Annotated in this window: 17 protein-coding genes; 15 read left to right on the top strand and 2 right to left on the bottom strand. The window is 60.3% G+C overall.

Annotated features, from left to right (window positions below; genetic code table 11):
- Window positions 1-15: 15 nt before the first annotated feature.
- On the bottom strand, window positions 16-660 hold the full coding sequence (locus DN745_RS17025) for a hypothetical protein (protein WP_133621913.1): 645 nt from the start codon (window positions 658-660) through the stop codon (window positions 16-18).
- A gap of 34 nt (window positions 661-694) precedes the next feature.
- Here DN745_RS17025 and DN745_RS17020 point away from each other — a divergent pair, with 34 nt between their 5' ends.
- A complete protein-coding gene (locus DN745_RS17020) occupies window positions 695-1,615 on the top strand; it encodes an outer membrane beta-barrel protein (RefSeq protein WP_111336724.1) in 921 nt (306 codons plus the stop codon).
- Here DN745_RS17020 and DN745_RS17015 read toward each other — a convergent pair.
- Window positions 1,612-2,232, bottom strand: a complete 621-nt coding sequence (locus tag DN745_RS17015) for a hypothetical protein (RefSeq protein ID WP_111336722.1) — start codon at window positions 2,230-2,232, stop codon at window positions 1,612-1,614. The two genes, DN745_RS17020 and DN745_RS17015, sit on opposite strands and share 4 nt — an antisense overlap.
- Before the next feature lie 394 nt (window positions 2,233-2,626).
- Here DN745_RS17015 and DN745_RS17010 point away from each other — a divergent pair, with 394 nt between their 5' ends.
- From DN745_RS17010 to DN745_RS16945, 14 genes are all read left to right on the top strand, one after another.
- On the top strand, window positions 2,627-3,571 hold the full coding sequence (locus tag DN745_RS17010) for a DUF4388 domain-containing protein (RefSeq protein ID WP_111336720.1): 945 nt from the start codon (window positions 2,627-2,629) through the stop codon (window positions 3,569-3,571).
- A 2-nt stretch (window positions 3,572-3,573) separates the two neighbouring features.
- Window positions 3,574-4,938: a replicative DNA helicase gene (gene dnaB, locus DN745_RS17005; protein ID WP_111336718.1), complete on the top strand. Its 1,365-nt coding sequence runs from the start codon at window positions 3,574-3,576 to the stop codon at window positions 4,936-4,938.
- 59 nt (window positions 4,939-4,997) lie between these two features.
- Window positions 4,998-6,890 carry a S9 family peptidase gene (locus tag DN745_RS17000; RefSeq protein ID WP_111336716.1) on the top strand — a complete coding sequence of 631 codons (1,893 nt, stop codon included), beginning with the start codon at window positions 4,998-5,000 and terminating at the stop codon, window positions 6,888-6,890.
- Between the two features lie 142 nt (window positions 6,891-7,032).
- Entirely contained in the window at window positions 7,033-8,535 is a 1,503-nt protein-coding gene (locus DN745_RS16995; protein ID WP_111336714.1) for an aldehyde dehydrogenase family protein, read from the top strand.
- A 155-nt stretch (window positions 8,536-8,690) separates the two neighbouring features.
- The gene (locus DN745_RS16990) at window positions 8,691-12,005 is read left to right on the top strand and encodes a DUF4175 family protein (RefSeq protein WP_111336712.1); all 3,315 of its coding nucleotides are present in this window, start codon (window positions 8,691-8,693) and stop codon (window positions 12,003-12,005) included.
- Window positions 12,006-12,046: 41 nt separating this feature from the next.
- Window positions 12,047-13,675, top strand: a complete 1,629-nt coding sequence (locus tag DN745_RS16985; RefSeq protein ID WP_162687750.1) for a tetratricopeptide repeat protein — start codon at window positions 12,047-12,049, stop codon at window positions 13,673-13,675.
- Between the two features lie 88 nt (window positions 13,676-13,763).
- Window positions 13,764-14,807 (top strand): AAA family ATPase, encoded by a 1,044-nt coding sequence (locus tag DN745_RS16980; RefSeq protein WP_111336708.1) that lies wholly within the window; start codon window positions 13,764-13,766, stop codon window positions 14,805-14,807.
- Window positions 14,804-15,700 (top strand): DUF58 domain-containing protein, encoded by an 897-nt coding sequence (locus DN745_RS16975; RefSeq protein WP_111336706.1) that lies wholly within the window; start codon window positions 14,804-14,806, stop codon window positions 15,698-15,700. The genes DN745_RS16980 and DN745_RS16975 overlap by 4 nt, the downstream gene beginning before the upstream one ends.
- Entirely contained in the window at window positions 15,697-17,988 is a 2,292-nt protein-coding gene (locus DN745_RS16970; RefSeq protein ID WP_111336704.1) for a BatA domain-containing protein, read from the top strand. Before DN745_RS16975 ends, DN745_RS16970 begins: the two co-directional genes overlap by 4 nt.
- A 105-nt stretch (window positions 17,989-18,093) precedes the next feature.
- A complete protein-coding gene (locus DN745_RS16965; protein ID WP_133621914.1) occupies window positions 18,094-21,537 on the top strand; it encodes a DEAD/DEAH box helicase family protein in 3,444 nt (1,147 codons plus the stop codon).
- A 44-nt stretch (window positions 21,538-21,581) separates the two neighbouring features.
- Window positions 21,582-22,541, top strand: coding sequence for a mechanosensitive ion channel family protein (locus tag DN745_RS16960; RefSeq protein WP_111336700.1), 960 nt, complete (start codon window positions 21,582-21,584; stop codon window positions 22,539-22,541).
- A gap of 182 nt (window positions 22,542-22,723) precedes the next feature.
- On the top strand, window positions 22,724-23,719 hold the full coding sequence (locus tag DN745_RS16955) for an N-acetylornithine carbamoyltransferase (protein WP_111336698.1): 996 nt from the start codon (window positions 22,724-22,726) through the stop codon (window positions 23,717-23,719).
- 34 nt (window positions 23,720-23,753) lie between these two features.
- Window positions 23,754-24,953, top strand: coding sequence for an argininosuccinate synthase (locus DN745_RS16950; RefSeq protein ID WP_111336696.1), 1,200 nt, complete (start codon window positions 23,754-23,756; stop codon window positions 24,951-24,953).
- On the top strand, window positions 24,940-26,091 hold the full coding sequence (locus tag DN745_RS16945; protein WP_111336694.1) for an acetylornithine deacetylase: 1,152 nt from the start codon (window positions 24,940-24,942) through the stop codon (window positions 26,089-26,091). Before DN745_RS16950 ends, DN745_RS16945 begins: the two co-directional genes overlap by 14 nt.
- The last annotated feature ends 1 nt before the right edge of the window (window position 26,092 follow it).

The raw sequence follows: 26,092 nt of genomic DNA, 5'->3' as shown, positions 1-26,092 counted from the left end.
GCCGCGCAGCCCCGTTCAGTCGGCCCCGGTTCGTCGCCCTACGCCGACCACCACAAAGCGCCCGAGCAATCCGGCGACCAATACCGGCATCGGTCGAAATAATGATTTCGACCTGAATAACTCGTCTAACCGTCCTTTGCCGACGCGTCCGACCACGCCGGTGCGTCCGACCACGCCGACGGTGCGTCCGACCACGCCGGTGCGTCCGACCACGCCGGTGCGTCCGACCACGCCGGTGCGTCCGACCACGCCGGTGACGAAGACGCCGCGAAATCCTGTGACGACGCCGACGCGTCCGACCACTCCGGTTCGTCCAACCGCGCCGACGGTGCGTCCGACCACGCCGACGGTGCGTCCAACCGCGCCGACGGTGCGTCCGACCACGCCGACGGTGCGTCCGACCACGCCGGTGCGTCCGACGACTCCCGGCACGAAGACACCGCGCCCCGCTCGCCCGACCACCCCGGTGACGAAGACGCCGCGCAATCCCGTGACGACGCCCACGCGCCCGACCACTCCTGGGAAGACGCCGCGGCCCACGCGTCCGACCACGCCCATCGATCGAAACGATAATTTCGACCTGAATACGTCGACCAACCGTCCCACGACGCCGATCGTGACCCCGACGCGTCCGACCGTGACGCCGACGCGTCCGACCACGCCCGTTCGACCGACGGCACCGATTCGACCGACCGTGACCCCGACCCCGACCAACCCCTCCAACCCGGGAACCGGCAGCGGGAACACGACCAATAACAACACCACGGTCAATAATAATACGACCGTGAATAACACCACCAACAATACGACCGTTAATAACAACACGACCAATAATACGAGCAATAGCACCACCGTTATTGGCGGCACCAACGTCTATAATGACCGTCGCAGACCCAATTATCGCGGCGGCAATTATTACGGCGGCGACACCTACTACGGTCGCGACTCGAATCGGCGCAATCGTGGCGGCGACTATTATGAGGGGGACACCTATTATTACGGTGGCGACTCCGGCTACTACTCCGGGGAGACCTATTACGGCAGCGACAGCTACTCGAGCAGCACGCGCTACTCCGGCGGCACGACGACCCGCGTCGAGACCCACCACGAAGTTGGCGGCCGCTCGACCATGATTGCCGACCCCTACGTGACCCTGGGACTCGGCATGGCCGGGCTCAGCGCGGACGAAGTCGGCACCGAGTCGGCCACCGGCGCGGACTTCAACCTGGGCATTGGCGTCAAGGGTTGGATTGCCTCGGGTGAGTTCGGCCTGCACTACGGCGCCTATGAGCCGGAGACGGGCAATAGCGACCTGTCCCTGTACGGCGGCTCGCTCGACATTCGCCTGCAGCCGCGCATCAGCTTCTTCGAGCCCTATGCGCTGGTCGGCGCCGGCCTGCACGGCCTGAGCGACTCGGCCGTGGAGGATACCTCGGTCGGCGCTTCGCTTCGCCTCGGCCTGGGCGCAGACCTTCGTATCGGCGAGGACTTCGGCGTCAGCGCGCGCTACCTGCACAGCCGCTTCGCCTTCGATGACCCGAATTTCGTGACCAGCGACGGTGGCTTCGGCGCGACCAGCAACCAATTCGGCGTCAACCTGCTGATGTATTTCTAATCAGCACCAGCCGGGCCGCGGGCGATATCGTCGCCCGCGGCCCTTGCGTCCATCTGCCGGCGAGCGGTCTCAACCTCGCAGGTCAATTCATCCAGGACCTGGTAGATATCGGACGACGTAGCATCAAGGGATAGCGCCTCATCGAGCACTTGATTCATTCGCTCAAGACGAGCCTCCGCCGCCGGAGGCTCGTTTTTTTGTGGCGGACGTGCTCTCCCGGCGCGCCTGGCGAAGCGCTCAGCCTGGGCGCGCACGGCCCATTTACGCAGCGCTCGGCCCAGCGTGCTCCCCGTTGCTCCGACCTGTGGTCGCGCGTCGGCTCCGCTTAAGGTTGTGATAACTCCTTGCGATAGGTCGTGCTTCGCGTTAAATAATTGTGCGTCAAGCGCAAGGCTACGTTGGTAAATCTCGCTCAGGTCGAAGTCGAGCACATCTTCGGCCAGGGTCGGGGATAGGCGCAGCTCTCCACCGTCAGGCATGCGAAGCGCGGCGAGCAGTTTTGGCAGTAGAATAAGCCCGATGACGACCAGGAGCATCCCGAAAATGGCGCCATAGACCGCGACATCCTCGGGCAGAATTCCCGCCGTTTTGGCGAACTCTTCGTAGAAAAATTTCATAATGTTCGTATGAAGCGTAAAGTTCGCCCGTTTGGGACCCAATATCAGCGTAAATCCAATGTTGCGGATTGCTCGCAAGCCTATTTGTCTGTTAGGGAATATTGTCTGGTGCTTAGAGTATGGAGCGGATCGCAGACGCTGAAAAGCCGAGCGAATTTCTACAGAAGCTTCGATTTTCGAGTCATTGCGCCGGAGCTGTCAATAATCTTGACGCTTTATAGACCATTGCGTAACTTGATGTTGATAGGGGTGGACCCGTAGAATTTAACGCGCGAAGTGCAAAGAAATCATTTGCGTATCCGCGCGGATAGAAGTGAAATTTTCAGGCGATTTTGCCGCATTTTAAGTAATATACAGTTCGGTCCTCGATTTCTGCGATTGAGGAGAGGTTACATTGAGTCAACAGCAAGCTGGGCAATACGTCCTGAAATTTATTTCGGGTAAATATCAAGGGGGAGAATTCCCTCTCGAGCAGAACTCCGAGATTTTAATCGGGCGCTCGAGTGAACTTGATATGGTTTTGGTCGAGGATATGGTTTCGCGCAAGCATGCGCGGATCAGCGCTCGATCCGGGACCCTGGAGATCGAAGATTTCGGGAGCACCAACGGAACCTTCGTTAACGGAGAAAAGATCAGCAAGGCGCGCCTTCGCGAGGGCGACCGTGTGCTGATCGGGACCAATATTATTAAGTTGGTCCACCGTGACCAGGTCGGCGCGGGCAACGCGGCCGGCATGGGCGCCAACCCCCAGGACCAGATGCCCCAGGCGAACCGCACCACCGGCGCGACGCTGACCGGCTCGATCGCAGGCCTCATCGAAGAAGTCCCGCTGCCCGACCTTTTGCAGCTCTTCTCGACCAGCCGAAAATCCGGCGTCCTGGTGATTCGCACCGAAGTCGACGTCTCGAAGATCTATCTGCGCGAGGGGCGCGTCTATTACGCCTCGATCAACGATGACCCCGAGCTTGCGCCCGACAAGGCATTCTATCGCATCCTCTCTTGGCGCACCGGAACCTTCTCGTTGGAGCCGGTCTCCGACGAGGTCTTCGAAGACGAGCTCGACGCGTCCATCGAGAACCTCTTGATGGAGAGCATGCGCCAGCTCGATGAGATTATGGCGCTCGGCGACGATGTCCCCGATTTGAGCGCGAGCCTGCGCATCAATAAGCCACTTGAGGCGCCGCTGCGCGACCTGACCCCCGAGTTGCTCGATACCATTCAACTGGTCCTGAACTTCGGTTCGGTTTCGCGCGTGCTCAACCGCAGCTCTGCCAGCGATCTGGAAACGTTGCAGGATGTCGTCTATCTGATCCGCAACGACTATATGACCGTTGAATAACCATGAAAGCCCCCACAACACGCCCATCCGCTGATCTCACGATCCGCGTGCCCCCGCATAATGAGGACGCCGAGCGAAGCCTGCTCGGCGCCATTTTGCTGGATAACCGCGTCCTTGATGAGATCCTCAGCCGTCTGTCGGTCGAGGATTTCTACCGCGAACCGCACCGCCATATTTTCCGGGCAATGGCGGATCTGCACCGGCGAAGTGAGCCGGTCGACGTCATCACCCTGGCCGACCACCTCGCCGCCGAGAACCGCCTGGAAGCCGTCGGCGGCCCGAGCTTTTTGGCGCGTCTATCCAACGCGGTTCCCTCCGCCGCCAACGCGGCGCAATACGGCGAAATCGTGCGGCGAAAGTCCGCCCTGCGAAAGTTCATCGCCACCGCGGACACCCTGGTCCAGGACGCCTACGCCGACGTCCCCGACGTCACCGAGTTCATGGATGAAGTCGAGCGCCAGCTCTTCGCCATCACCCAGTCGGGCGTCAAAAAAGACTATTCCTCGATGCGCGAGGTCATCCAGAGCGCGTTCACCCAGATTGAGTCGCTTTATAATAAGAGCGAGCATATCACCGGTGTGCCCAGCGGGTTTGCCGATCTCGACGAGATGACCGCGGGCTGGCAACGCTCCGACCTCATCATTGTCGCCGCGCGTCCCGCGATGGGTAAGACCAGTTTTACGCTGAATATGGCGGCGCACGCAGCGATCAGCCGCGGCATCCCGGCGGTCTTCTTCAGCCTTGAGATGTCCAACGAGCAGCTCGCCATTCGTCTGCTCTGCAGTGAGGCGCGCGTCGACCAATCGAAGCTGCGCCGCGGCAATATGAACGACCAGGAATGGGCGAAGCTCATCAAGGCGGCCGGCTCGCTGAGCGAGGCGCAGATCTTCTTGGATGACACTCCGGCCCTGCCGATCATGGAGTTTCGCTCCAAATGCCGCCGCCTCAAAGCCGAGCATGATATCGGCATTATCTTCATCGACTATTTGCAGTTGATGCGCGGCAGCGGTGGCCCGAACGGCAGCCGTGAGCAGGAGATCTCGGAGATCTCGCGAAACCTCAAGGCCGTCGCCAAAGAGCTCAACGTCCCGGTCATCGCCCTGGCCCAGCTCAACCGTGGTGTTGAATCCCGCGCCGACAAGCGCCCCATGATGAGCGACTTGCGTGAATCCGGTGCTATCGAGCAGGACGCCGATATCATCACCTTCATCTATCGCGATGAGGTCTATAACCCCGACACCGAAGAGAAGGGCGTCGCCGAGATCATCATCGGCAAGCACCGTAACGGCTCGATCGGCTCGGTTAAGCTGCGCTTCTTCGGCCCCATCACTCGCTTTGAAAACCTCGCGCCCGACATGACCATGTAGCCATTCGTCAGTAGTGTCGCGGCGGCTTAGCAACTTCACTCTCAGACAAAAGAACTACCATGACGAGCGCAAAACCCTACGGACTCTGGTCAAGCAACCTCTCCTCCAGCGCGATGGCAGGCGACCTCGGCCTCAAAGACGTCGCGTGGGCCGACGACGGCACCCTTGTGTGGCTCGAATCGCGCGACGGCCACTCGGTGCTGGTCGCCCGCGGCGCCCACCCCGACCGCGCGCCTCGCGATATCACCCGCGACCTGCGCGTTTCGGCGGGCGTCGGCTACGGCGGCGGCGACTTCAGCGTGCGCGGCGAAGATGTGTATTTTGCCGCCTCTAACGGTCGCGTCTATCGCAGCGCCATCGCCCACGGCCAGCCTCGCCCGCTTACCCCGTCGAACGGCGGCGCCGCCTCGCCCACCGTCTCGCCTGACCAAAAATGGGTCCTCTTCGTCCACACCGACCAGCGAAATGACATCATCGCCGTGGTCGACGCGGATGGCAAAAACTGGCCTCAAAAGCTCGTCACCGGCGCTGACTTCTATATGCAGCCGACCTGGTCGCCGGATTCCAATAAGATCGCCTGGGTCAGTTGGAATCACCCGAATATGCCCTGGGATGAGACCGAATTGCACCTCGGCGAGGTCGAAGTTGGCCCCGGTGGGTTGACGCTCAAATCCTCGAAGCAGATTGCCGCCGACGTCCCGGCCGCCCTGATGCAGCCGGAGTTTTCGCCTGACGGAAAAACGCTCGCCTTCATCTCCGACGCGGACGGTTGGTGGCAGCTCTACCTCTACGATATCGACAGCGGAGAGCAGCGCCAATTGACCCATGGCGAGTTCGAAATCGGCGGGCCCGGATGGGTTCAGGGGTTGCGCGCGTATGTCTGGAAACCCGACGGAAGCGGCCTCTTCGCCATCCGAAATCAACGCGGCGAGATGGACCTTCTCGATGTCTCGCTCGACGGAAAATTCAGCAGCGTCGAGGCGCTCAAGGACTATCGTTACCTCGCGCAACCGGTCATCTCGAAGAGCGGCGAGTTGGCGATGCTTGCGTCGTCGAGCCGGATCCCGACGCGGGTTGTAAGTTGGGATTCCGTTGGGAAATCAGAAGCTTGTGTCGAGCGTCACTCCTCTGGTGAGCGCCTCGACCCGAGCGAACTCGCCGAGATGAAGCCGGTGAGTTGGTCGGCCGGCGAGGGCTCCGGCGATATCGAAATATTCGGTAATTATTATCCGCCGACGAACCCCAAATATCACTCCGACGGCAAGCCGCCGGCGATTATCACGATTCACGGCGGTCCGACCGCGCAGAGCGTCGCGAGCTATTCGCCGGCGAGTCAGTTCTTTGCGACCCGCGGCTTCGCGGTGCTCGAGGTCAATTACCGCGGAAGCACCGGTTATGGGCGCGAATATCGCCACGCGCTCAAGGGAAATTGGGGCGTCTTTGACATCGCCGACGCCAAGAGCGCGGCGAAGTTCCTGGCCGATGAGGGCCTGGCCGACCCCGACCGCATCGTCATCTCGGGCGGCAGCGCCGGCGGCTACACGGTGCTGCAATCACTGGTCGCAAACCCCGGCACCTTCGCCGCCGGCATCAGCCGCTACGGCATCTCGAACCTCTTCGCCCTGTCGATGGAGACCCATAAATTCGAGTCCCATTATAATGACTGCCTGGTCGGCGTTCTCCCCGAGGACGGAGACATTTTCCGCGAGCGCTCCCCGTTATTTAACGCCGAGAATATCAGTGACCCGGTGGCTATCTTCCAGGGCGGACTCGACAAGGTCGTGCCGCCCAACCAGGCCGAGATGATGGTCGATATTCTGAAGCAGCGCGGTGTCCCGCACGAATATCATGTCTATGATGACGAGGGGCATGGCTGGCGCAAGGCGAAGAATATCGAGCATTATTACAACGCCGCGCTCGATTTTTTAAAGCAATATGTGATCTTCAATTGAGCCGCGGAGCCCGGAGTAATCGGGCTCCTCACGCCCACGCAGTGCCGATCATGGCCGCCCGGGACGCTGCAAAATAGTCGCGTAAAATAAATCTAATCATCGTCGATACCCGACGCGTCGAATCTCAAAAAGAGCGATAAATATGATCGATTATAAAGGCAACTATATTGCAGGAAAATGGCAGCCGGTTAAGGCGCGCGAAGGCACGCTGAAGCGGGAGAATCCGTGTCGGGTGTCGCAGACGGTTTTTGAGGGGCCCTGGTCGAGCGCGGCGGTCGATGACGCGGTCGCCGCGGCCCAAAAAGCGCTGCCGGCCTGGGATCGGCTCGGCCGCGAGGGGCGCATCGCGCACCTGATGCGTTTTCAGGAGGCGCTCGCCGAGCGGAAAGAAGAGCTCGCCGTGGCCATCGCGCGCGAAGTTGGAAAGCCGCTGTGGGAGGCGCGCACGGAGGCCGGCGCGCTCACCGCGAAGATCGATATTATGTGCGGCGAGGGGCTGGAGTTGACCCGGGACGTGTTTCCGAAGGGGCTTGAGGGTGGGCGTTGGACCTACCGACCCCTGGGCGTGCTGGGCGTCTTCGGGCCGTTTAACTTCCCGCTGCATCTTCCCAATGGGCATATCATTCCGGGGCTCGTTAACGGCAATACGGTGGTGGTCAAGCCCTCCGAGATGGCCCCCGGGTGCATGCAGCTCTATTTCGAATGTGCAGAAAAGGCTGGTCTTCCGGCCGGTGTGCTTAACCTCGTGCAGGGACCGGGCGAAGTTGGGGCGAAGTTGGCCGGGCATCGCGGCGTCAATGGCGTGCTGTTTACGGGTTCGTGGACGACCGGCATGGCCATCAAACGCGCGACCGCCGAGCATCATTGGAAGCTGCTGGCGCTCGAAATGGGCGGCAAAAACACGTCGATAATTCTGGAAGATGCCGACCTCGCCCAGGCGACCCACGAGGTTGCGCTGGCGGCGTATCTGACCGCCGGGCAGCGTTGCAGCGCGACGAGTCGCGTCGTCGTACGCCGCGAAGTCGCTGACGATTTTATCGACTCCCTGCGCGATGTCTCCCGGCGCATCACCGTCGGCGATGCGCTGGCAAACCCCGACGCCCCGCCCTTTATGGGCGCCCTGGCGAGCAAGGCGGGATACGAGGCGTTTATTAAGGCGCAGAGCGACACCGAAGGTGGTAATCTGAGCCTTCTCCTCGAGGGCGGGCGCGCCTGCAAGGAACTCGACGGATATTTTGTGAAACCCTCGCTCTGGTTGGCCAAATCGGTCGACCTGCACGGGTCGCATCAGGGGCAGGAATTATTCGGCCCCGATGTCGTGATCTATACGGTCGACTCGGATGAGGAAGCCGTGCGCGTGGCGAACGCCACGGAATACGGTCTGGCGATGAGCGTTTTTAGCGCGGACGAGACCCGCTTCGAGGAGATGGCCTACGGCCTAAAGAGCGGGATACTGAATCTCAATCGCTCTACCTGCGGCGCGTCGAGTCGGTTGCCCTTTGGCGGCATCAATAAATCGGGCAACCACCGCCCCTCCGCGCTTATGGCGGGGCTGTATTGCACCTATCCGCAGGCGCAATTGCGCAATGAGAGCGGCTGGGACCCCGAGGCCTTGAAATCTGGGGCGCTGCAATACCTGAAGTAGTCGGGTATAAGTTGGCGGCAAATAGCGGCGAGGGATTAAACTCGGGGCTGATTAGCGTTGAAGTTGGGCGGCATTGGCGTCGCCGGCGCGCATACGAATGAATCGCTTTTAACGCAACGAAACGCAGCGAAAACCTACGACGGATATTTTGGCGCATGGCCGAAGATTTCGAAGACGTGCAAAATCAGCAGGAGGGAGCCGAGTCGGTCGAGGGCGACGCAGAGCTGCGCTCGCTTGAGCAAGATCTCAACGCGATGCGTATGATCTTGCGCCGCACGGGCAGCGCGTGGCGCCGCCCGATCCTGTTAGAGGGCGCGCTCTGGTATTCGGTGACGTTGGGCGCGGTCGCGCTCAGCGCTGTGCTGGCGGCGGCGTTGGTGCCGGCGTTCTTGCCGTCGGTGACGCGCTGGATGTTGCTGGTTGGCGCAGGCGCGGCCTCCCTCGGGGCGCTGGTCGCCTGGGTTGGTTTTCGCGCCGGCGCCGGCGATATCGAAGCGGTGGCGAAGCGACTTCAGCGCGAGCATCCGGCGTTTCGAAACGATATCGTGGCGGCGCTCGAATTCGCCGAAAAAATATTGGCCGCCGAGCCCGACGCGACGCTTGGGTTTAGCCGCGGCATGGCCCGCGCGCATATTCGCGAGACGACCCGCACGATGCTGGCCGAATCCGAAGGCGGCCACCTCGCGCATCTTTTGGAGTCCCGCGAATTCTTCGCCCCGGCGATGTCGCTGGCGGCCTGCCTGGCGCTGCTATTGATCCCATTTGCCTTCGACCGCGCCTGGACCGTCGAGGTCCTGACTTCGCCCTTCGCCCAGGCCGAAGATAGCAGCGCGACGACCGTGGTGAACCGCCCCATCGTGGGCGCGATGAGCGTCTATTATACCCCTCCGACCTATACTAATCTTGGCCGCCAGGTGGACCAAAACTCCAGCGGCTATATCGAGGCGTTGATCGGCACCGAAGTGACCATCGAGGCGAATTCGTTGCTTAAGAATGTCGCGCAGATGGAATTGGTGATCGAGACTCAGGGGCAGGCGCCGGCCAAAGACAATGATGACTCGGCTGACGCTGAATCCGGCACGAAGTCCGTCTTGATGCGAAAACGAGCGCCCGGCGAGGCAGGCCCGCCCGGGGTCTTTCAATTGGTGCCAAGACATCCGATGCGCGCTACTTTTGTTGCCACGCAACCCGGCGTCTATTTCTTCCGGGCGACTCTGGAAGACGGGACGGTCGTCGAAGACGGTATTCAACGCCATATCAAAATTGTTCCGGACAAGACGCCCGAGATTTTGACCCCCTCACACGCCGGCCAGGTCGAAGTCAGCCCGGATGATATCCTCGATATTAGCTTTGAGGTGTCGGACGATTTCGGGGTCGAGTCGGTCTGGAAGGTCTGGCATTTTGCCGGTGATCCCGAGAACGCCAAGCGCACTAAAATCGACCTGCCCGAGCTCGCCAATATGCCGCGCGAGACCCGGGGAGAGGTTAAATTCGACCTTGGGCCGCTGAGCCTTCAGCCCAAAGACGGGCTTATCTTCTATTTTGAGGCCGTCGATAATAACTCGATGACCGGCCCGGGGATTGGGCGCAGCAAGCCGCTGCACCTTCGCGTGTCGAGCCCGCAGGATAAGCATCGCCAGAATATGGAGGCCCAGAAGGTCATCCTCGACGCGATGATCGAGGTGCTGGCGGACTATCTGTCGAACCCGGTCGGAGAGCGCGTTGCGCGCGCCAACGACGCCTGGGTGCAGCGCGTTAAGCCGGACGCCGACGAGGCCGAACTCTATCTGCGACTCCAGCAAATCACGCGCCTTCAAGAGAATCAGAAGCGCATTGTCGCGGCGATGGACGACCTCGCCGGGAAGCTGAAAAAAGATCCGCTGATGATTGAGCGCAATCGCACTCTTTTTGAGGCCCTTCAGGCCCAGCTCGCGCAATTAACCGAGAAGGGCGAGAAGGTCATCAAGACCGCCAACCGCCGGGCCGACACCGATACGCTCGCGGCCCGAGACGCCAGGCCGTTGGCCAGATACGCGGGCGAGGCCGAAGACGTCTTCGAGCGCGGCATTTTGCGCCTCAGTGAGCTTCTGGCCAGCGCGAAGATGGCGGCGGTGCAGGCGAGCCTTGAGGAGATTAAGGAGCTCAAAGAGCGCCTCAAGACCTTGCTCCAGGAGTATAAGGACACGCAGGACCCCGAGCTTAAGAAGGCGATTCTTCGCGATATTCAGCGCCTTCGCCAGCGCATGAATGAGCTGATGAGCCGCATGCGCTCGCAGATTCAGGAGTTGCCCCAGGAGCATCTAAATATGGACGCCATCGAGCAGCAGCAGCTCGAATCGGATACCCATAAGATGGCCGATAATCTCTCGAATATCGAAGAGATGCTCGAGAACGACGATATCGACGGCGCGCTTAAAGCTCTGGAGGAGCTCGAGATGAACCTCGACTCTCTGGACGAGAAGATGGACGACCAATTCGAGAAGGCGCAGCCCGAGGGCTTGAGCGAGCTCGATAAGAAGGTCAGCGAATTGATGGACGACCTTGAGGATATTCGCCAGGCCGAGGCGAGCCTCGAGAAAGACACCAACGCGCTCAATAAGGAGATGATCGAGAAGCGCCGCGAGCATATTGAGAAGACGCTCGACGCCTTCACCAAGCAGATGCTTCGCCAGGTCGCGTCGCAGGAGCAATCGCTGAAGTCGATGGCCGAAAAGGCCACCGAGATGCCGCATAAACAGCGGATCGAGAAGAGCCAGAAGGCGCTCGGTGACCTCAAAAAGATGCTGCAGGACAAGGATATTGCCCAGAGTTTGGAGCGCGCGCGCGAGACCTCGAACGCGGTTCAGGAGACGCGATATAGCCTCGAATTATCGCGGCGCTATACCAATTCGGAGAAATTAAAGCGCCAGATCGACGAACTTCGCGGCGAGAATCAGGCGGTCTCGGACCGGGCCGACGCGATGGTCGATGAGATTGAGAAGTTGATGGACGAGGCCCAAAAAGAGCTCAAGCAGATGGACCAGCAGCAGCTCAATGAGCTGGCCTCCAAGCAGCAGCAGATCGTCGAGAAGGCCGAGAAGCTCCAGCAGAAGATCGGCAAATCTGGCGAGCGCTTCCCGATGCTCGAAGAGAAGTTGTCGCCCAAACTTGAGGAGTCGAAGCAGACGATGGAGCAAGCCGCGGAGAGTTTGAAGAACCAACAAACCCAGCGCGGGCTCGACCACGAGCGCCAGGCTCTCGACCAACTCGGCAAGCTGCAGGACCAGATGAAAGAGGTCGTTCAAAAGGAGCGCCAGGGCAATAAGCAAAAAGGCCAGTCGGCGCCCAAGCAAAAGGTCGAGATTCCCGAAGAGAGCGGCAAGCACGCCGGCGAGCAGCTGCGACACGACGTGATGGACGCGATGAAGCAGGAAAAACTCGACCGATATCAAAGCGAAATCGAGCGCTACTACAAGTCGATTATGGAGTGAGTATGCGCAACTTCAGGGTCAAAAATTTAGGGGAGACGACCATGATTTCCCGCACTCCTCGCCGCGCTTCTGCCGTGTTGCTCGGGGTATTGCTGGCGCTTTGTTTTTCGCTGGTGAGCGTTTCGACGGTCGAGGCGCAGACCTCGCCGGCGACGGCGGTTCGCATGAGCACGCTCACCGATATCAACGAATATCTGTCGGCCGGGCAGATGCGCGAGGCGCGCCAGGGGCTCGACGCGCTCAAAGGCCACCGCGGCACGAACCCCGATATTCTCTATCTGGAGGCGCGCTACGAGTTCTTTGATGGCGACTATAAAAAGGCCCTTGAGATCCTCGACCAGGCCATCGCGAACGCGGGCTTCGGGGATAACCTGCCGCAGCATTGGAGCATGCTGCGCGAGCTGGTGGCGTCGACCGGCGAGGTCACCAAAGACTACGTGAAATACACGAGCCCGAAGGGGTATTTCGAGATCTTCGTGCCGCCGGGAAAAGACCGCGTGTTGGTTCCCTTCGCGGGCGAAGCGCTCGACCGAGCCTATGATGAGATTGGTGAGGAGCTGGGCTTTCGCCCGCCGACCCCGATTCGCCTTGAGATTTACCCGCAGACCTCGGTGCTGGCGAAGGTTTCGTCGCTGTCCGAGGAAGAGATTCGCACCTCCGGGACCATCGCGCTTTGCAAATATAATCGACTGATGGTGACCAGCCCGCGCGCGCTTTTGCGCGGCTATGGCTGGGTCGACACGGTGGTGCATGAATATGTGCATTATGTCATCAGCGCGAAGACCCGAAATCGCGTGCCCATCTGGATGCACGAGGGGTTGGCGAAGTATTTGGAGCGCCGCTGGCGCGGGCCTGACGCGCATCGTCTGGCGCCGAGTTCCGAGGGGCTGCTCAAGAAACGCCTTAAGAAGAACGACCTGATTACCTTCGAGCAGATGCACCCGTCGATGGCGAAGCTCCCCAGCCAGGAGGACGCCGCGGTAGCCTTCGCGGAGGTCTTCACCGTGATGGAATATCTGCAACAAGAGGTCGGCGCCGATGCGTTCGAGAAGTTGCTCGACGCGGTGAATGAGGGGCTCGACGCTCGCCAGGCGTTCGCGCAGACAATCGGCAAGCCGTTTCCGACGTTTGAGCGCGAGTGGAAGGCGTATCTGAAGACGCGCCAGGTGCCGGACCTTCCGGACGAAGATGGCTATGAGGAAAAGCTTGTCTTTAAGGACGAAAAAAAGTCGGAGTCCGAAGCCAATCAGATTGAAATACCCCGGGCGCGTGAGTATATGCAGCTTGGTGAATTGATGCAGGCGCGCGACCGTTGCAAGGCGGCGCTGGTGGAGTACGACAAAGCCGCGCATCTTCTGGGCGATAAGAATCCGATGCTTCAGACGCGCCGGGCGCAGTGTTTGCTCACGGATGAACGCGCGGCCGAAGCGCTCGCGATGCTCGAGCCGGTCCATAAGACCTATCCGGACTATGTCCAGATTTGGATTCAAATGGGCAGCGCGGCGCTGATGCTCAAGCAATACGATAAGGCGCTGGAGTATCTGCGAGAGGCCGCGCGCATCAACCCGTTTGACCCTGCGGTCCACGGGCAACTCGCCGAGGCCTACTCAAAGCTCGGGGACGAGACGAGCGCGGAAGAATATCGTAAATTCGAGAAATTGGTCCGCTGAGCCTGCACATCGCTTTGATTTACGCCGCGCCCTTCGCCCTGCTAAAACGCGGGGATGATACCAACACTTTGACGCAAATAGAGCTTCCATGACCACCGATTTGAGTAAATCCGATATCGAAAACGCCGATAATAATCAGGAGAGTCGCTCCGAGGAAGACCTGCGCGAAAGTGTTGGGCAAATCGCCAGCGCGCGCGACGCGATCGTGGCGCAGGTCCGAAAGCGGATTTACGGGCAGACCGATCTCATCGATCACCTGCTGATCGCGCTATTTGCCCGCGGCCATGTTCTGTTGATGGGTGTGCCCGGCCTGGCGAAGACCTCGTTGGTCTCGACCCTGGCCGAGGCGTTGGACCTCAACTTCAACCGCATTCAGTTTACGCCCGACCTGATGCCGTCGGATATCACCGGTACCGATATCCTCGAGGAAGACCACAGCACCGGAAGGCGCTTCTTCAAGTTCATCAAGGGTCCGGTCTTTAGCAATTTGTTGCTCGCCGATGAGATCAACCGCACGCCGCCCAAAACCCAGGCTGCGCTGTTGCAGGCGATGCAGGAATACGAGGTCTCGGCCGGCGGGAACACCTATAAATTGGAGCGGCCGTTTCAGGTATTCGCGACCCAGAACCCCATCGAGCAAGAGGGAACCTACCCGCTGCCCGAGGCGCAGCTCGACCGATTTATGTTCCGCCTCACGGTCGATTATCCCAACGCCGAAGACGAGGTTTTGATCGTTCGAAATACGACTTCGACCCGGCGAGAAGAGATTCAACCGGTGCTCAACGCCCAGCGTATTCTGGAGCTTCAGCAGCTCGTGCTCGAGGTGCCCGTCAGCGAAGAGGTGGTGCGCTACGCGGTCAATCTGGTGCGGCGCACGCGCCCCGAAGACCCGAGCGCCCCGGATTATATTCGCGAATATGTGAGCTGGGGCGCGGGTCCGCGCGCCGGGCAATATCTCATCCTTGGCGGCAAGGCGCGCGCGATTTTGGACGGGCGTTTGACCGTGAGCAACGAAGATATTCGGGCCCTCGCCGCGCCGATCCTGCGCCACCGTCTTCTGGTAAACTTCCAGGCCGAAGCCCAGGGCCTGACGACCGATGATATTATTGCAAGGCTTCTGGAGGAACCGTGACCGAGTCTTTGCGCCCCAAATTTTTGGACCCAACCGTCCTCGACGAGTTGGGCTCCATGCAGCTCAAGGCGCAGGCGCTGGTCGAGGGGATTCTAGCGGGCATGCACCGCTCGCCTCACCACGGCGGGTCGGTCGAATTCGCCGAATATACCGAATATTCGCCCGGCCATGAGATTCGCCATATTGATTGGCAGGTCTACGCCAAGACCGACAAATATTATGTCAAACAATACGAAGACGAGACCAATCTTCGGGCCTATATGGTCGTGGATGCCTCGGGTTCGATGAACTTTAAGAGCGAGGAGGCGCCGTTTACCAAGCTCGATTATGTCTCTTACGTGGCGGCTGCGTTCTCGCATTTATTGCTGCGCCAGGGCGACGCGGTCGGCGCGTTGAGCTTCAACGGGGAGAATCGAAACTTCCTGCCAGCGGCCGCGCGAAAAGGGCATCTGGACGACCTGTTATATCTTCTCGATAACCTCCCCGGGGCCGGAAAGACCGGGCTGGATGTCGCGCTGCGGACCATCGCCGAGCGGGCGAATCGGCGCAGCATCGTGCTGCTATTTAGCGATTTTTTGGACGCCGACGGCGAGGCGTTGCAATTGCTCAAAGTCCTGCGTCATCGGCGCCTTCAGGTCGCCGCGTTTCACGTGCTGGACCCGGCCGAACTGCGCTTCCCCTACGAGGGGATGACGCTTTTTGAGGGGCTCGAGGGCGAAGGCGAGTTATTGGTCGACGCCGATGATCTTCGCGAGGCTTATCTTGAGCGGATTCGCGAGCACCTGGCCGACGTCAAAAAACAATGTGAGCAGGCGCGCGTCGAATATTTTCGCTTCCCCACGACCCAAGCGATTGAGGAAACCTGCCTGACCTTTTTGAGAGGGCGTCTGTGAGTTTTCTTGAACCTCTTTTTTTGGCGGGATTGTTGGCGATCGGCATCCCGATCGCGATCCATCTGATCAACCGACGCAAGGCGACGCGCCAGCCGTTCCCGGCGATGCGCTTGCTCTTGGAGTCGAATCAGAAAGAAGCGCCCAGCATTAAAGTGCGCCAGTGGCTGCTGCTCGCCCTGCGGATTTTGATCGTCGCCGCCTTGGCCTTCGCGCTGGCGAAGCCCTATTTTCTGAGCTCCAAAGGCGTCACCGCCTCCGAGCGGCTGCCCGCCGCGGTGGTGGTCGTCGTCGATGACAGCGCCTCGATGCAATATGGCGATTGGTGGGCGCGCGCCGAAGACGCGTTCGATGAGCAAATGGGCGAGCTTCGCCCCTGGGATGAGGTCGCGTTGATTCGCACGAGCAGCGTCGGGAAGACCGGCGGACTCGGGCCGATCGCGCGATTTAGCACCGACCATAAGGGCGTCAGAAACGCCTTCACAAACCTGAAGCCCGGCGATATTTCGACGGACCTCTCCCAGGCCGCCGTCGCCGCCTCGGACTTGCTGGCGGCGTCGCAATTGCCTGGCAAATATATCGTGCTTATCAGCGATTTTTCGCTGGGCGGCTTCCCCGAGAATCCGCGCCCCGAGTCGCGCATTCCCTATGAGATCCGCAAAGTTTCGGTGCGCAAAAACAAGTCTTCGGCGCCCGATAATCTGAGCGTCAGCGGCGTCGATTATGTGCAAGAGCACGGGATCGATCGCGCTGATATTAAGTCTGAAAACGGCGATTCGCCGAGCGGCGCGAAATTCGCGCGCGGCACCAACGCCGATATTTGGAAGATCACCGCCACGGTCACCAATCACTCTGAAAAGGATAAAACCGGCGTTGAGATTCGGCTTAATATCGACGGCCAGGATGTCGCCGGCGGCCTCGTGGACGTCGAGGCTGGTAAGAGCGCGAGCTACGAATTCCGCCATCGCTTCGAGGGCGAAGGCGTCAAGAAAGCCTATGTCGAACTCGCCGATGCCGACGATTATGCGCCCGACAATCGCTATTATTTTGGCATCAGCCTCAAAGATCGCATCCGCGTTTTATTGGTCAACGGCGAGCCCAGCGGCGTCGCCTATAGCGATGAGACCTATTTTCTGGTGCGCGCGTTAAACCCCGGCGGGCGCAGCAAAAGCTCGATCATCCCGGAGGTGACTTCGCCCTCTGGATTGGCCGAGCGAGACCTCGCGGAGTTCGACGTCGTCGTGCTCGCCAACGTCGCGCGGGTCGCGCCCAAGGGGGCCGACAAATTGAAGAATTTTGTGCGCGGCGGCGGCGGCCTCTTTTTGACGATGGGTGGGCAGGTCGACCCGGCCTCGTGGAACCAAAATATGAGCGAGCTTTTGCCCAAACCGCTGCGCGGTGTGAAGCAGCTCGCCGAGCGCGATGACCCGGACGCGCCGGTCAAGATTACCCACCTCGGCACGCGTATGCGCGAGCACCCGGTCTTCCGGGTGTTCGACCTCGCCGGCGGCGCGTCGCTGCAATCCGCCCAGGTCTATAGCTATATGCTGCTCGAGCCTTCGTTGCCCGATCAGGTGCGCCAGATCCTGGCCTTTAAAGATAGCGCGCCGGCCCTGGTCGAGCGCAAAGTCGGCGACGGGCGGGTGCTTCTTTTGACCACGACGATTGACCGCGACTGGACCGACCTTCCGGTGCGCACCGCCTATTTGCCGCTGACGCGACGTATCGTGCAATTCCTGGCTCGCCGCGCGACCTCGGCGCGTCAGGATAAGCCGGTGGTCGGCCATCGAATCACGCTGGACGTCAGCGGATTGGTCGACGAGCGGGCGATTATTCATGGGCCCAATAAGATGCGCCTGGTCATGGAGCCGGTAAATGGCGAGGTTGCTTTTGTGCCCGAAGTGCTTGGATCTTATGAGGTTTGGGCTGATCGTGACGGGCAGGGCGATGACGCGAAATCAACCGAGAAGAGCGCCAATAATCGTCTCGACGCGCTCGCGTTTGCGGTCAACGCCGATCCCGGCGAGTCGCAGCTCAACGCGCTCGCCGAAGACGCGTTTGACCCCTGGACTGAGGCGAGCGCGGCGGATGTCGCGGCGGGCGATGGCGATAGCCAGGCCCTAAAAGACGCGTTGGGAGAAGATGAGCGGCGCGTCAATATCTGGCCCCCGTTCCTCTTTGCCATTACGATCTTTTTGCTGCTCGAGAGCCTGCTCGGCACCCGACGCAGCGTGCTCGCCAAAATTTGGCGACTTATCACCTTCCAAAAGGAGTCCGAGGTCGAGGTCTGATTCGCGTAAGTTTCGCGCGAAAATGCAGAAATTTGGCTCAATTGGCCGGACTGGGTTATAGTCGCCTGTGATTTTAGTAATTTGTACACCCAGACGGTTATTGTCTTGAGTAAATATAGGGATATCGAGCCGCAGAAACCGCGTCATATTTTATTGATGGGGCTTTTTTGTGCGCTTTGTACGTTTGTTTTTCTCCTCGCGACCTCGCCGGTCGATGCGCAGGAGCTGCCGGCCGAAGCCAAGCCAGCGGCGGAGGGCACTTCGGACGCTGAAGCTCCGGAGAGTTCCGAAGGCACGGACGACGAGGGCAAGGCGGACGCCGCGCAGACCAAAGCCGATGATGTGCAATCACTGCGCGATGCCATCGAGGCGACCAAGGAGGCTCAAAAAACAGTCGCCGCGGACGCGCAACAGGCGAAGGTCATCGCCCAGACGCTGGCCGAGCAGATCGACACGCCCGGGTTCCCAAAGGCGGTGCGGCGCAGCCTCTTGCAACGCAGCGCGGCGGCCGAAGTCCAGGCGTCGCTCGCCCTCAGTCGCGGCGAGGCGCTGCGCGAAGGCCTGCAAGTTCAGAAAGAATATCTAGAGAAGGTTGTCGCCGAGTCCGAGGAGGATCGCGAGGCGCGCGAGCTGGCCGCTGCCCAGGAGCTTGAGCGTCAACGCCTTGAGGCCGAGGCCAGTCAGGCCGAGGAGCAAGCCGTCGAGGCGCTCGAAAAGGCGCGCGAGATGGAGTCGCATGAGCACGATGAGACGCTGCGCGAACTCCTGGCGCGTCAGCGTAAAGCTGCCGAAGAGACGCTGGCGCTGACCCGCTCGCACCGCGAGTTGATGGATACGATTCGCGCCACCGCGCAGTCGCGCAACGAAGCTTTTGCCGAGCAGAAGGGCGACCTTCTGGCGCGCATTGATTCCTTCCCCGACGAGCCGACTTCCGAGGAGCGTCGCGATACCATCGACCCACTTTTTCGGGAGTTGATCCGCGGGCGTGCGCAGGTGCGCGGGCGCTTTAAGGAGATTCTGAAGAATCGCGAGGAGGCGACGACCGTCCTCGCCCAGGCAGAGAAGCGCTACGCCGATGCCAAACAGCGCCTCGAGCGCGTGAAGGCGACCAAGGATAACGAGGTCGTCTCCGAGATCTATCAACGCCGAGTTGAGGCCGCTGAGGCCGAATACGCGGTCGCCGAGAAGGCGTTAAACGCGAGCCGCGAGGTCTTTCAGGAGCGCCAAAAACACTACGAAGAAAGTGAGCGAAGACTCGCGTTTTATCGCGAGGAGATTCCCAGCCTGCTGCCCAAAATCAGCAAGGAAGCGCGGCGTAATTTCTTCGAGCTAAGCGACCAGAACCTCGCCTACGCCATCGCGGGCTTGCAGGAAGGCGTCCACCATATTGTGCGCGACGCCGATATGCATCTGATTAAGCCGTCGGAGCTTAATCTGTTTTCGATCGACCTGTGGCGCTGGGTGTGGGGCCTGGTGTGGCGGATTATGCTGGTGCTGATCTTGGTGCGCGCGCTCGTGCCCCGGGTGTCGACTCAGATCGCGCGCGGCACCGACGCGCTGCTGAAGCGGAAGTTCTTCCGTGAACACGCGCACGCGACGGTGCGCGCGAGCGACGCGCTCGACGCGATCGCCAAGCCGCTGCTTTATTTTCTGGGGGCGCGATTCCTCGCGAATTATATCCTCCCCGACACGCTGCTCGCCGGGTTCTCCGCGCTGATCATCTTCCGATGGTGGCTCGACTCGTTCTTTATCTATTGGGCGCTGATCAACCTGGCGCAGGTCATTGCGCTGCCGCGCTGGTATCGGCGCAAGACCCAGAACCTTCAGACCCGCCTGGACCTGCTCTTTATGGAGGTCGTCGCGCCGCTGGACCCGGCCAATGACCCGCAATTAAAGCGGGGCAAAAAGCTGGTCCGAAGCGTGCGCGTGATCCTCTTCTTCTGGCTGATCTCGACCTATGTGCCCGACGCGGCGCGCCTGATTATCGGCGTGTCGATCTTCACCTGGGTGCTCGATTTCGTGGCGCGCTGGAGCCTCTTCGGCATCATCTATTGGGTGCTGTCGACCTGGAAAGATGATATCGCCGCGTTCTTTGAGAGCCTGGCCGGAGACCGGATGCCGCGGGCGGTTGAGGTGGTCAATACCCGAAAAGATCGCTTCTACGGGGTCTTTATTATCGCGGCTGCGTCGGTCTATGTGCTCGGCAGTGAGCTGATGCGCGTGGCGCGCAAATATATGCTCAATACCGAGTGGTTCCGCCACCTGAGCACGCTGATGTTCCGGGCGAAGATCGAGCTTCGAAACCGCGAAGAAGAGAGCGCGGATGAGACCGCGACTTCGGATAATCTGCCCGACGACTATCTGGAGGCGATGAACTCGTATGCCAACGACGGGCAATTCGTCGTTGATACGACGACCTGCGGCGACCTGATCGCGGGGGCGAAGGAGTTCGAGCGGATGACCGAGATCTTTGACGGCTGGCTCAATCAGGGGACCCGCGGCTCGATGGTCATTGTCGGCGAGCCGGGTTCGGGCAAGTCGACGATTTTGCGCGAATTCGAGCATTATATCGACACGAATAAGACGCCGACGGCCGAGATTTCGGAGGTGACCCAGGCGAGGACAGACGCGAATCTACCTCGTAAAACGCCGGTGATTGTTTGCTCGGAGGTCACCGAGCGGATCGCGAGCGAAGAGGCGGTGCTCAAATTGGTGGCCGACCTTTTCGACCTCAAGATTTACCCCGGGACGACCCAAACTCAGCTGCTTGACCGAATCCTGGGTTTGGAGCCGCGGGTCATATTGGTCAAAAATTGCCACGCGCTCTTTTTGCGACAGATCGGTGGCTTCAACGGGCTGCAGGCGTTCTTCAATATCATCAGCGCCAGCGACCGCATTCATTTTTATGCGCTGACTTTTAACGTCTTCGCCTGGTCCTATGTGAACCGTGTGCGCGCGCAAAGCCATTATTTCACGCAGGTATTTCGCCTGCGTCCCTGGACCGACCGCGAGATCCAGGAGCTGATCGAATCGCGCACGAGCGAGAGCGAATATCGTATTGATTTCAGCCAGTTATTGCAGTCGCGCGACCCCGACGCGAACCCCTATGATGTGGCCGCGCTTGAGAAGACCGCGCGCGGGTATTTCCGTTATTTGCAGGAATTCTGCGGCGGAAACCCTCGCCTCGCGATCACCTATTGGCTGCGCAGCCTGCGCCTGGAAGATACAAAGGCCGAGGGCGAAGTTCCCTGCGCCGGTCGGACGTTGCAGGTCGGCCTGTTTCGGCGCCCGTCGACGGCGCTCTTCGCCAAGCAAAGCGACGCCGACTGGTTCGTGCTCACGGCCATCGCTCAGCACGGGCATTTGAGCGCCGCCGAGATCGCGCAGGCGGTGCATTTGGACAGAGGGTTCTGCGAGCTGACGCTGCGCCTCTTTGCCGAAGCCGACGTGGTGCGCATCGACCCCTTCACCGGCCAGGCATCGCTGACGCCGCTGTATTATCGCCAGGTTCTGAAATACCTCGCCCAGTCGAACTTCCTTTATGAGTGAGCGGCTGCGTTGGAGCCACGCTTTTTTTAAGCACCGGATAACCCATGATGCTTTTTGACCTGATTACATTCCCGATGCTCGCGCAGGTGACCCCTGAACCCGAGCAGCTCGCCGAGGCCTTCGAGCTGCTCGACTTCGGGCGCATCACCCGGGCGCTGATCGTGATCGTGGCGGCCTATGCCGCCAACCATTTCCTGGCCTCCGCGCTGGAGCGCCTCGGCGAGGGCCAGGCGAAGCAGCGGCTTCTCTTTAAGAAATTGTCGAGCTTTGCCCGGCTGTCGATCTTCGGTTTGGCGACCTATATCGTCGTGATGACCGTGATGGAGGGGAAGGAGCAGATGTTGGTGGGCTTCCTGGCCACCCTGGGCTTCGCGCTGGGTTTTGCGTTCAAAGACACCGCCTCGAGTTTGATGGCCGGCGTGCTGATCCTCATCGACCAGCCTTTTCAGGTCGGCGACCGCGTCACCTTCGGCGATATTTACGGCGAGGTCACCGAAATCGGGCTTCGCTCGGTGCGCATCGTGACCCTGGCTGACGACCAGATCTCGGTGCCCAATAACAAATTTTTGACCGACGCCGTCGCGTCTTCGAACGCCGGCGCGCTCGATATGATGGTCTGTATCGACTTCTATATCGGCATCACCGCCGACTTCGACCTGGCCAAGCGAATTATCTACGAGGCCTCGATCACCTCGCGCTACGTGTATTTGCAGAAGCCCGCGGTCGTGATGACCAAGGAAGTTGAGTTCGCCGGCGGCCTGGCCACGCGCCTGCAATCGAAGGCGTATGTGCTCGATACCCGCTATGATGTCGCCTATATCACCGACGTCACCGAGCGGGTGAAGCGCAAATTTCGCGAGCATAAGATGCAATATCCCTACTCGCGTCGCTACGCCGCCGAGATGGACTTCAAAGAGTTTAATAGCACGCCGACCATCGACTTGACCCCGGACGATCCCGAGGAAGACGCGACCCAGAAGCCGGCGGCGCTCGCTCCTAAGTGACGGCCCAAACGCTCAACAGTTGCGCCGCCCCGGGCGGGGCAATTGTTGACACTTCGCGGTTGTCTCTTTAGATTGCGCGGGGTTCGCTCTGCGCGGGCACTCCTGTGGTAAACCTGTGGAAAACCCCGGCGCAGTCTCTCCAAAACCTCCTTGCACGTGTTGCAAACCTCCCGGAATCTAACGTGAAACATTTTATCTCTACCCTCGACTGGTCGCGCGAGGAGTTGCAGGCTTTCTTGGATCATGCGCGGGCGCTCAAAGCCCAGCCGATTCAGCCGTTGCTCAAGGATAAGGCGGTGGCGTTGGTCTTCTTTAACCCGTCATTGCGCACGCGCACGTCCTTTGAGATCGGGACCAAACAGCTCGGCGGGCACGCGGTGGTTTTGGAGCCGGGCAAGGGCGCCTGGCCCATCGAATTCGAGGTGGGCGCCAAGATGGACGCCGACCCCGAGGAGCATGTGATCGAGGTCGCGCGGGTGCTGTCGCGCTATTGCGATATCATCGCGGTGCGCGCGTTTCCGAAATTTGAGGATTGGACAGAAGACCGCCGCGACAAGGTGATCCGCTCGTTCGCGCAATACGCGACGGTGCCGGTCATCAATATGGAGACCATCACGCATCCCTGTCAGGAGTTGGCGCATATGCTGACCTTGCAGGAGAAGTTAGGGCAGACCGACGGCAAAAAATTCCTGCTCACCTGGACCTATCATCCCAAGCCGCTCAACACCGCGGTGGCGAATTCGGCGCTGATTATCGCGGCGAAATTCGGCATGGACGTCACGCTTTTGTGCCCGACCCCCGAGTACGAACTTGACCGGCGTTATATGGACGCCGCGCGGGAATCTTGCGCGCAAAATGGCCGTTCACTCACCGTCTCGCACGATATCGCCGAGGCTTATGCGGGCGCCGATGTGGTCTACGCCAAGAGTTGGGGCGCGATTCCGTATTTCGGCAATTGGGATGCCGAGCGTGAGATTCGCAAAAATTACGCGCATTTTATCGTCAACTCCGAGAAGATGGCGCTGACGAATCAGGCGCTCTTTAGCCACTGTTTGCCGGTGCGCCGCGAGGTCAAGGTGACCGGCGAGGTGCTCGACTCGGCGCAGTCCATCGCGATTGACGAGGCCGAGAACCGCCTGCACGTGCAAAAAGCGATCATGGCCGGTTTGCTTTCCTAATCTCCAAAAATCTCCATCAAACAAGAGTAGAAATATGAGCGAAGTTATCCTGGCGTTTTCGGGCGGATTGGACACCAGTTTCTGTGTGCCGTGGCTTATCGAGAAGGGCTATGAAGTCGTGACGGTGTTCGTAAACACCGGCGGCGTCGACGCCGATGAGCTTAAATTTATCGAAGACCGCGCGTATGAGCTGGGCGCCAAAGAGCATATCTTGACCGAAGTTGGCCCCGAGATCTGGGAAGAGGTCGTGGTGCCGATGGTCCAGGGCGGCCAGCTCTATCAGGGGCAATATCCGCTGCTGTGCTCGGACCGTTATTTGATCGTGCGCAAATGCCTCGAGATCGCCGACGAGCGCGGCGCGAATATCTTCGCCCACGGCTGCACCGGCATGGGCAACGACCAGGTGCGCTTCGACCTGACCGTGCGCGCGCTGGGGGATTATGAGATCATCGCGCCCATCCGCGAGATTCAGCGCGACGTCGCGAATGTGCGTGATTATGAGCTTGAATTCCTCAAAGAGCGCGGCTTCGGCGTGCGCCCCAAGACCACGACTTATACGATCAACGAGAACCTTTTGGGCGTGACCACGTCGGGCTCCGAGGTCGACAATTGGCAGATCCCCGGCGACGAGACCTATAAGCTGACGGCGCACCCGTCCGAGTGGCCGGCGGAGCCGATTCAGGTCGCGTTGACGTTTGAGAAGGGCGTGCTGGTCGCGCTTGATTCCGAGCGCCTCAGCGGCCCCGAGATGCTCGACGCGCTCAACAAAAAGCTGGGCAAATACGGCGTCGGCCGCGCGATGTACACCGGCGACACCACCATCGGCCTCAAGGGCCGCATCGTCTTTGAGGCGCCCGGCCTCGTCGCGATCCTCGCCGCACACCGCGCCCTCGAAGAAGCGGTGCTCACGCGTCTGCAGAATCGCTTCAAATCGGGCATCGCCGACAAGTGGGTTGAGTTGGTCTACGAGGGCTTCTTCTACGACCCGCTTAAAGCCGATCTCGAGGCGTTTTTGGCCTCCTCGCAGCGCAAGGTCAACGGCACCGTGACGCTTCAAACCCACGGCGGTCGGGTCGACGCGGTGAAGGTCGACTCCCCGCATATCCTGCGCCGCGCCGGCGCGGTCTACGCGCAGAGCGCCGACTGGGGCGTCGAAGAGGCCGAGGGCTTTATCAAATTATTCGGGCAGAGCTCGACCCTGTGGGCCGAGGTAAATAATTTTGACGAAAACTGAGCCCACCGAGGCGTCGCGCGCCGATTTGTTGAGCGCGACGCTCAATCATTTGCGCCAACTGGTCGCCTGTGACACTCAGAACCCGCCGCGCGAAATCAGCGCGAGCGGCGTCTTCGACTATCTGCGCGCGCAGCTTCGCCAAAATGAGCAATTTGGCGAGTTTCGCTTTGAGTTTGAAGATCATGGGGAAGGGTGTCAGAGTCTCTTGGCGCTGCGCGGTGAGCCTCGGATTCTCTTTAATTTTCATGTGGATACGGTGCCTGCGTCGAAGTCGTGGGCCGGCGATCCCTTTGCGCTCGAGGTCACCAATGACCGCGCGATTGGTCTCGGCGCCTGCGATATCAAAGGGGCGTCCGCGTGTATGTTGGCGGCCCTCGCCCAGGCGCCCGGCGACGTCGCGTTGCTCTTTACGAGCGACGAAGAGGCCGGATCGAGCCGCTGCGTGCGCGAGTTTATGAAGGCCTATAACTCGCCCGAAAACACGCGAAAATTCGACGCGGTGATCGTGGCTGAGCCGACGCAGGGCGTCGCGGTGCTTGAGCACCGCGGCATCTCGACCGCGTCGGGTGTCTTCAAGGGCGTCGCGGGGCATGCCTCGGAGCGGCGCGCGCTCGCGGATAGCGCGGTGCACCGGGCGGTGCGCTGGGCCGACGCGGCGGTCAAATACGCCGAAGCTCACGAGCAAACGACCTACCGAAGTCTGAGCGGAATCCGCTTTAATATCGGGGCGATTGAGGGCGGAATTAAGCCCAATATCATCGCGCCATCGGCGAGCGTGCGGTTTGGTTTTCGACCGCTCCCGGACCAGGACCATGACGTATTGATGGCCGAGGTGCAGGCGCTCGCCGTGCCCCAGAATGCCGATGAACCCGAAGTCGAATGGAGCGCCGGGTTTTTCGGCCCGACGCTGCCGGCCGACGGCGATGTCTCGAAGTCGCGCGCGTTCGCCGAAGCGATCGGTCTTGAGGTCGGCGAGGCGGTCGATTTTTGGACCGAGGCGTCGCTTTTTTCGCAGGGTGGACTGCCGGCGGTGGTGTACGGCCCGGGCGATATCGCCCAGGCGCATACGGCCGGCGAGTGGGTTGAGTTGGCGCAATTAGAGCAAGTTGCACAGACGTATAAGCGTTTGTTGTCTTAAA

This window comes from Bradymonas sediminis, from assembly GCF_003258315.1.
Classification (GTDB): Bacteria; Myxococcota_A; Bradymonadia; order Bradymonadales; family Bradymonadaceae; genus Bradymonas; species Bradymonas sediminis.
This window is presented reverse-complemented; position numbering and strand designations above follow the sequence as displayed.

What these genes read in the sequence shown, in the direction of transcription:
- dnaB (WP_111336718.1), top strand. Translation starts at nt 3,574, where the DNA reads ATGAAAGCCCCCACAACACGCCCATCCGCTGATCTCACGATCCGCGTG.
- DN745_RS17000 (WP_111336716.1), top strand. Translation starts at nt 4,998, where the DNA reads ATGACGAGCGCAAAACCCTACGGACTCTGGTCAAGCAACCTCTCCTCC.
- DN745_RS16995 (WP_111336714.1), top strand. Translation starts at nt 7,033, where the DNA reads ATGATCGATTATAAAGGCAACTATATTGCAGGAAAATGGCAGCCGGTT.
- DN745_RS16980 (WP_111336708.1), top strand. Translation starts at nt 13,764, where the DNA reads ATGACCACCGATTTGAGTAAATCCGATATCGAAAACGCCGATAATAAT.
- DN745_RS16990 (WP_111336712.1), top strand. Translation starts at nt 8,691, where the DNA reads ATGGCCGAAGATTTCGAAGACGTGCAAAATCAGCAGGAGGGAGCCGAG.
- DN745_RS16950 (WP_111336696.1), top strand. Translation starts at nt 23,754, where the DNA reads ATGAGCGAAGTTATCCTGGCGTTTTCGGGCGGATTGGACACCAGTTTC.
- DN745_RS16960 (WP_111336700.1), top strand. Translation starts at nt 21,582, where the DNA reads ATGATGCTTTTTGACCTGATTACATTCCCGATGCTCGCGCAGGTGACC.
- DN745_RS17015 (WP_111336722.1), bottom strand. Translation starts at nt 2,232, where the DNA reads ATGAAATTTTTCTACGAAGAGTTCGCCAAAACGGCGGGAATTCTGCCC.
- DN745_RS16985 (WP_162687750.1), top strand. Translation starts at nt 12,047, where the DNA reads ATGATTTCCCGCACTCCTCGCCGCGCTTCTGCCGTGTTGCTCGGGGTA.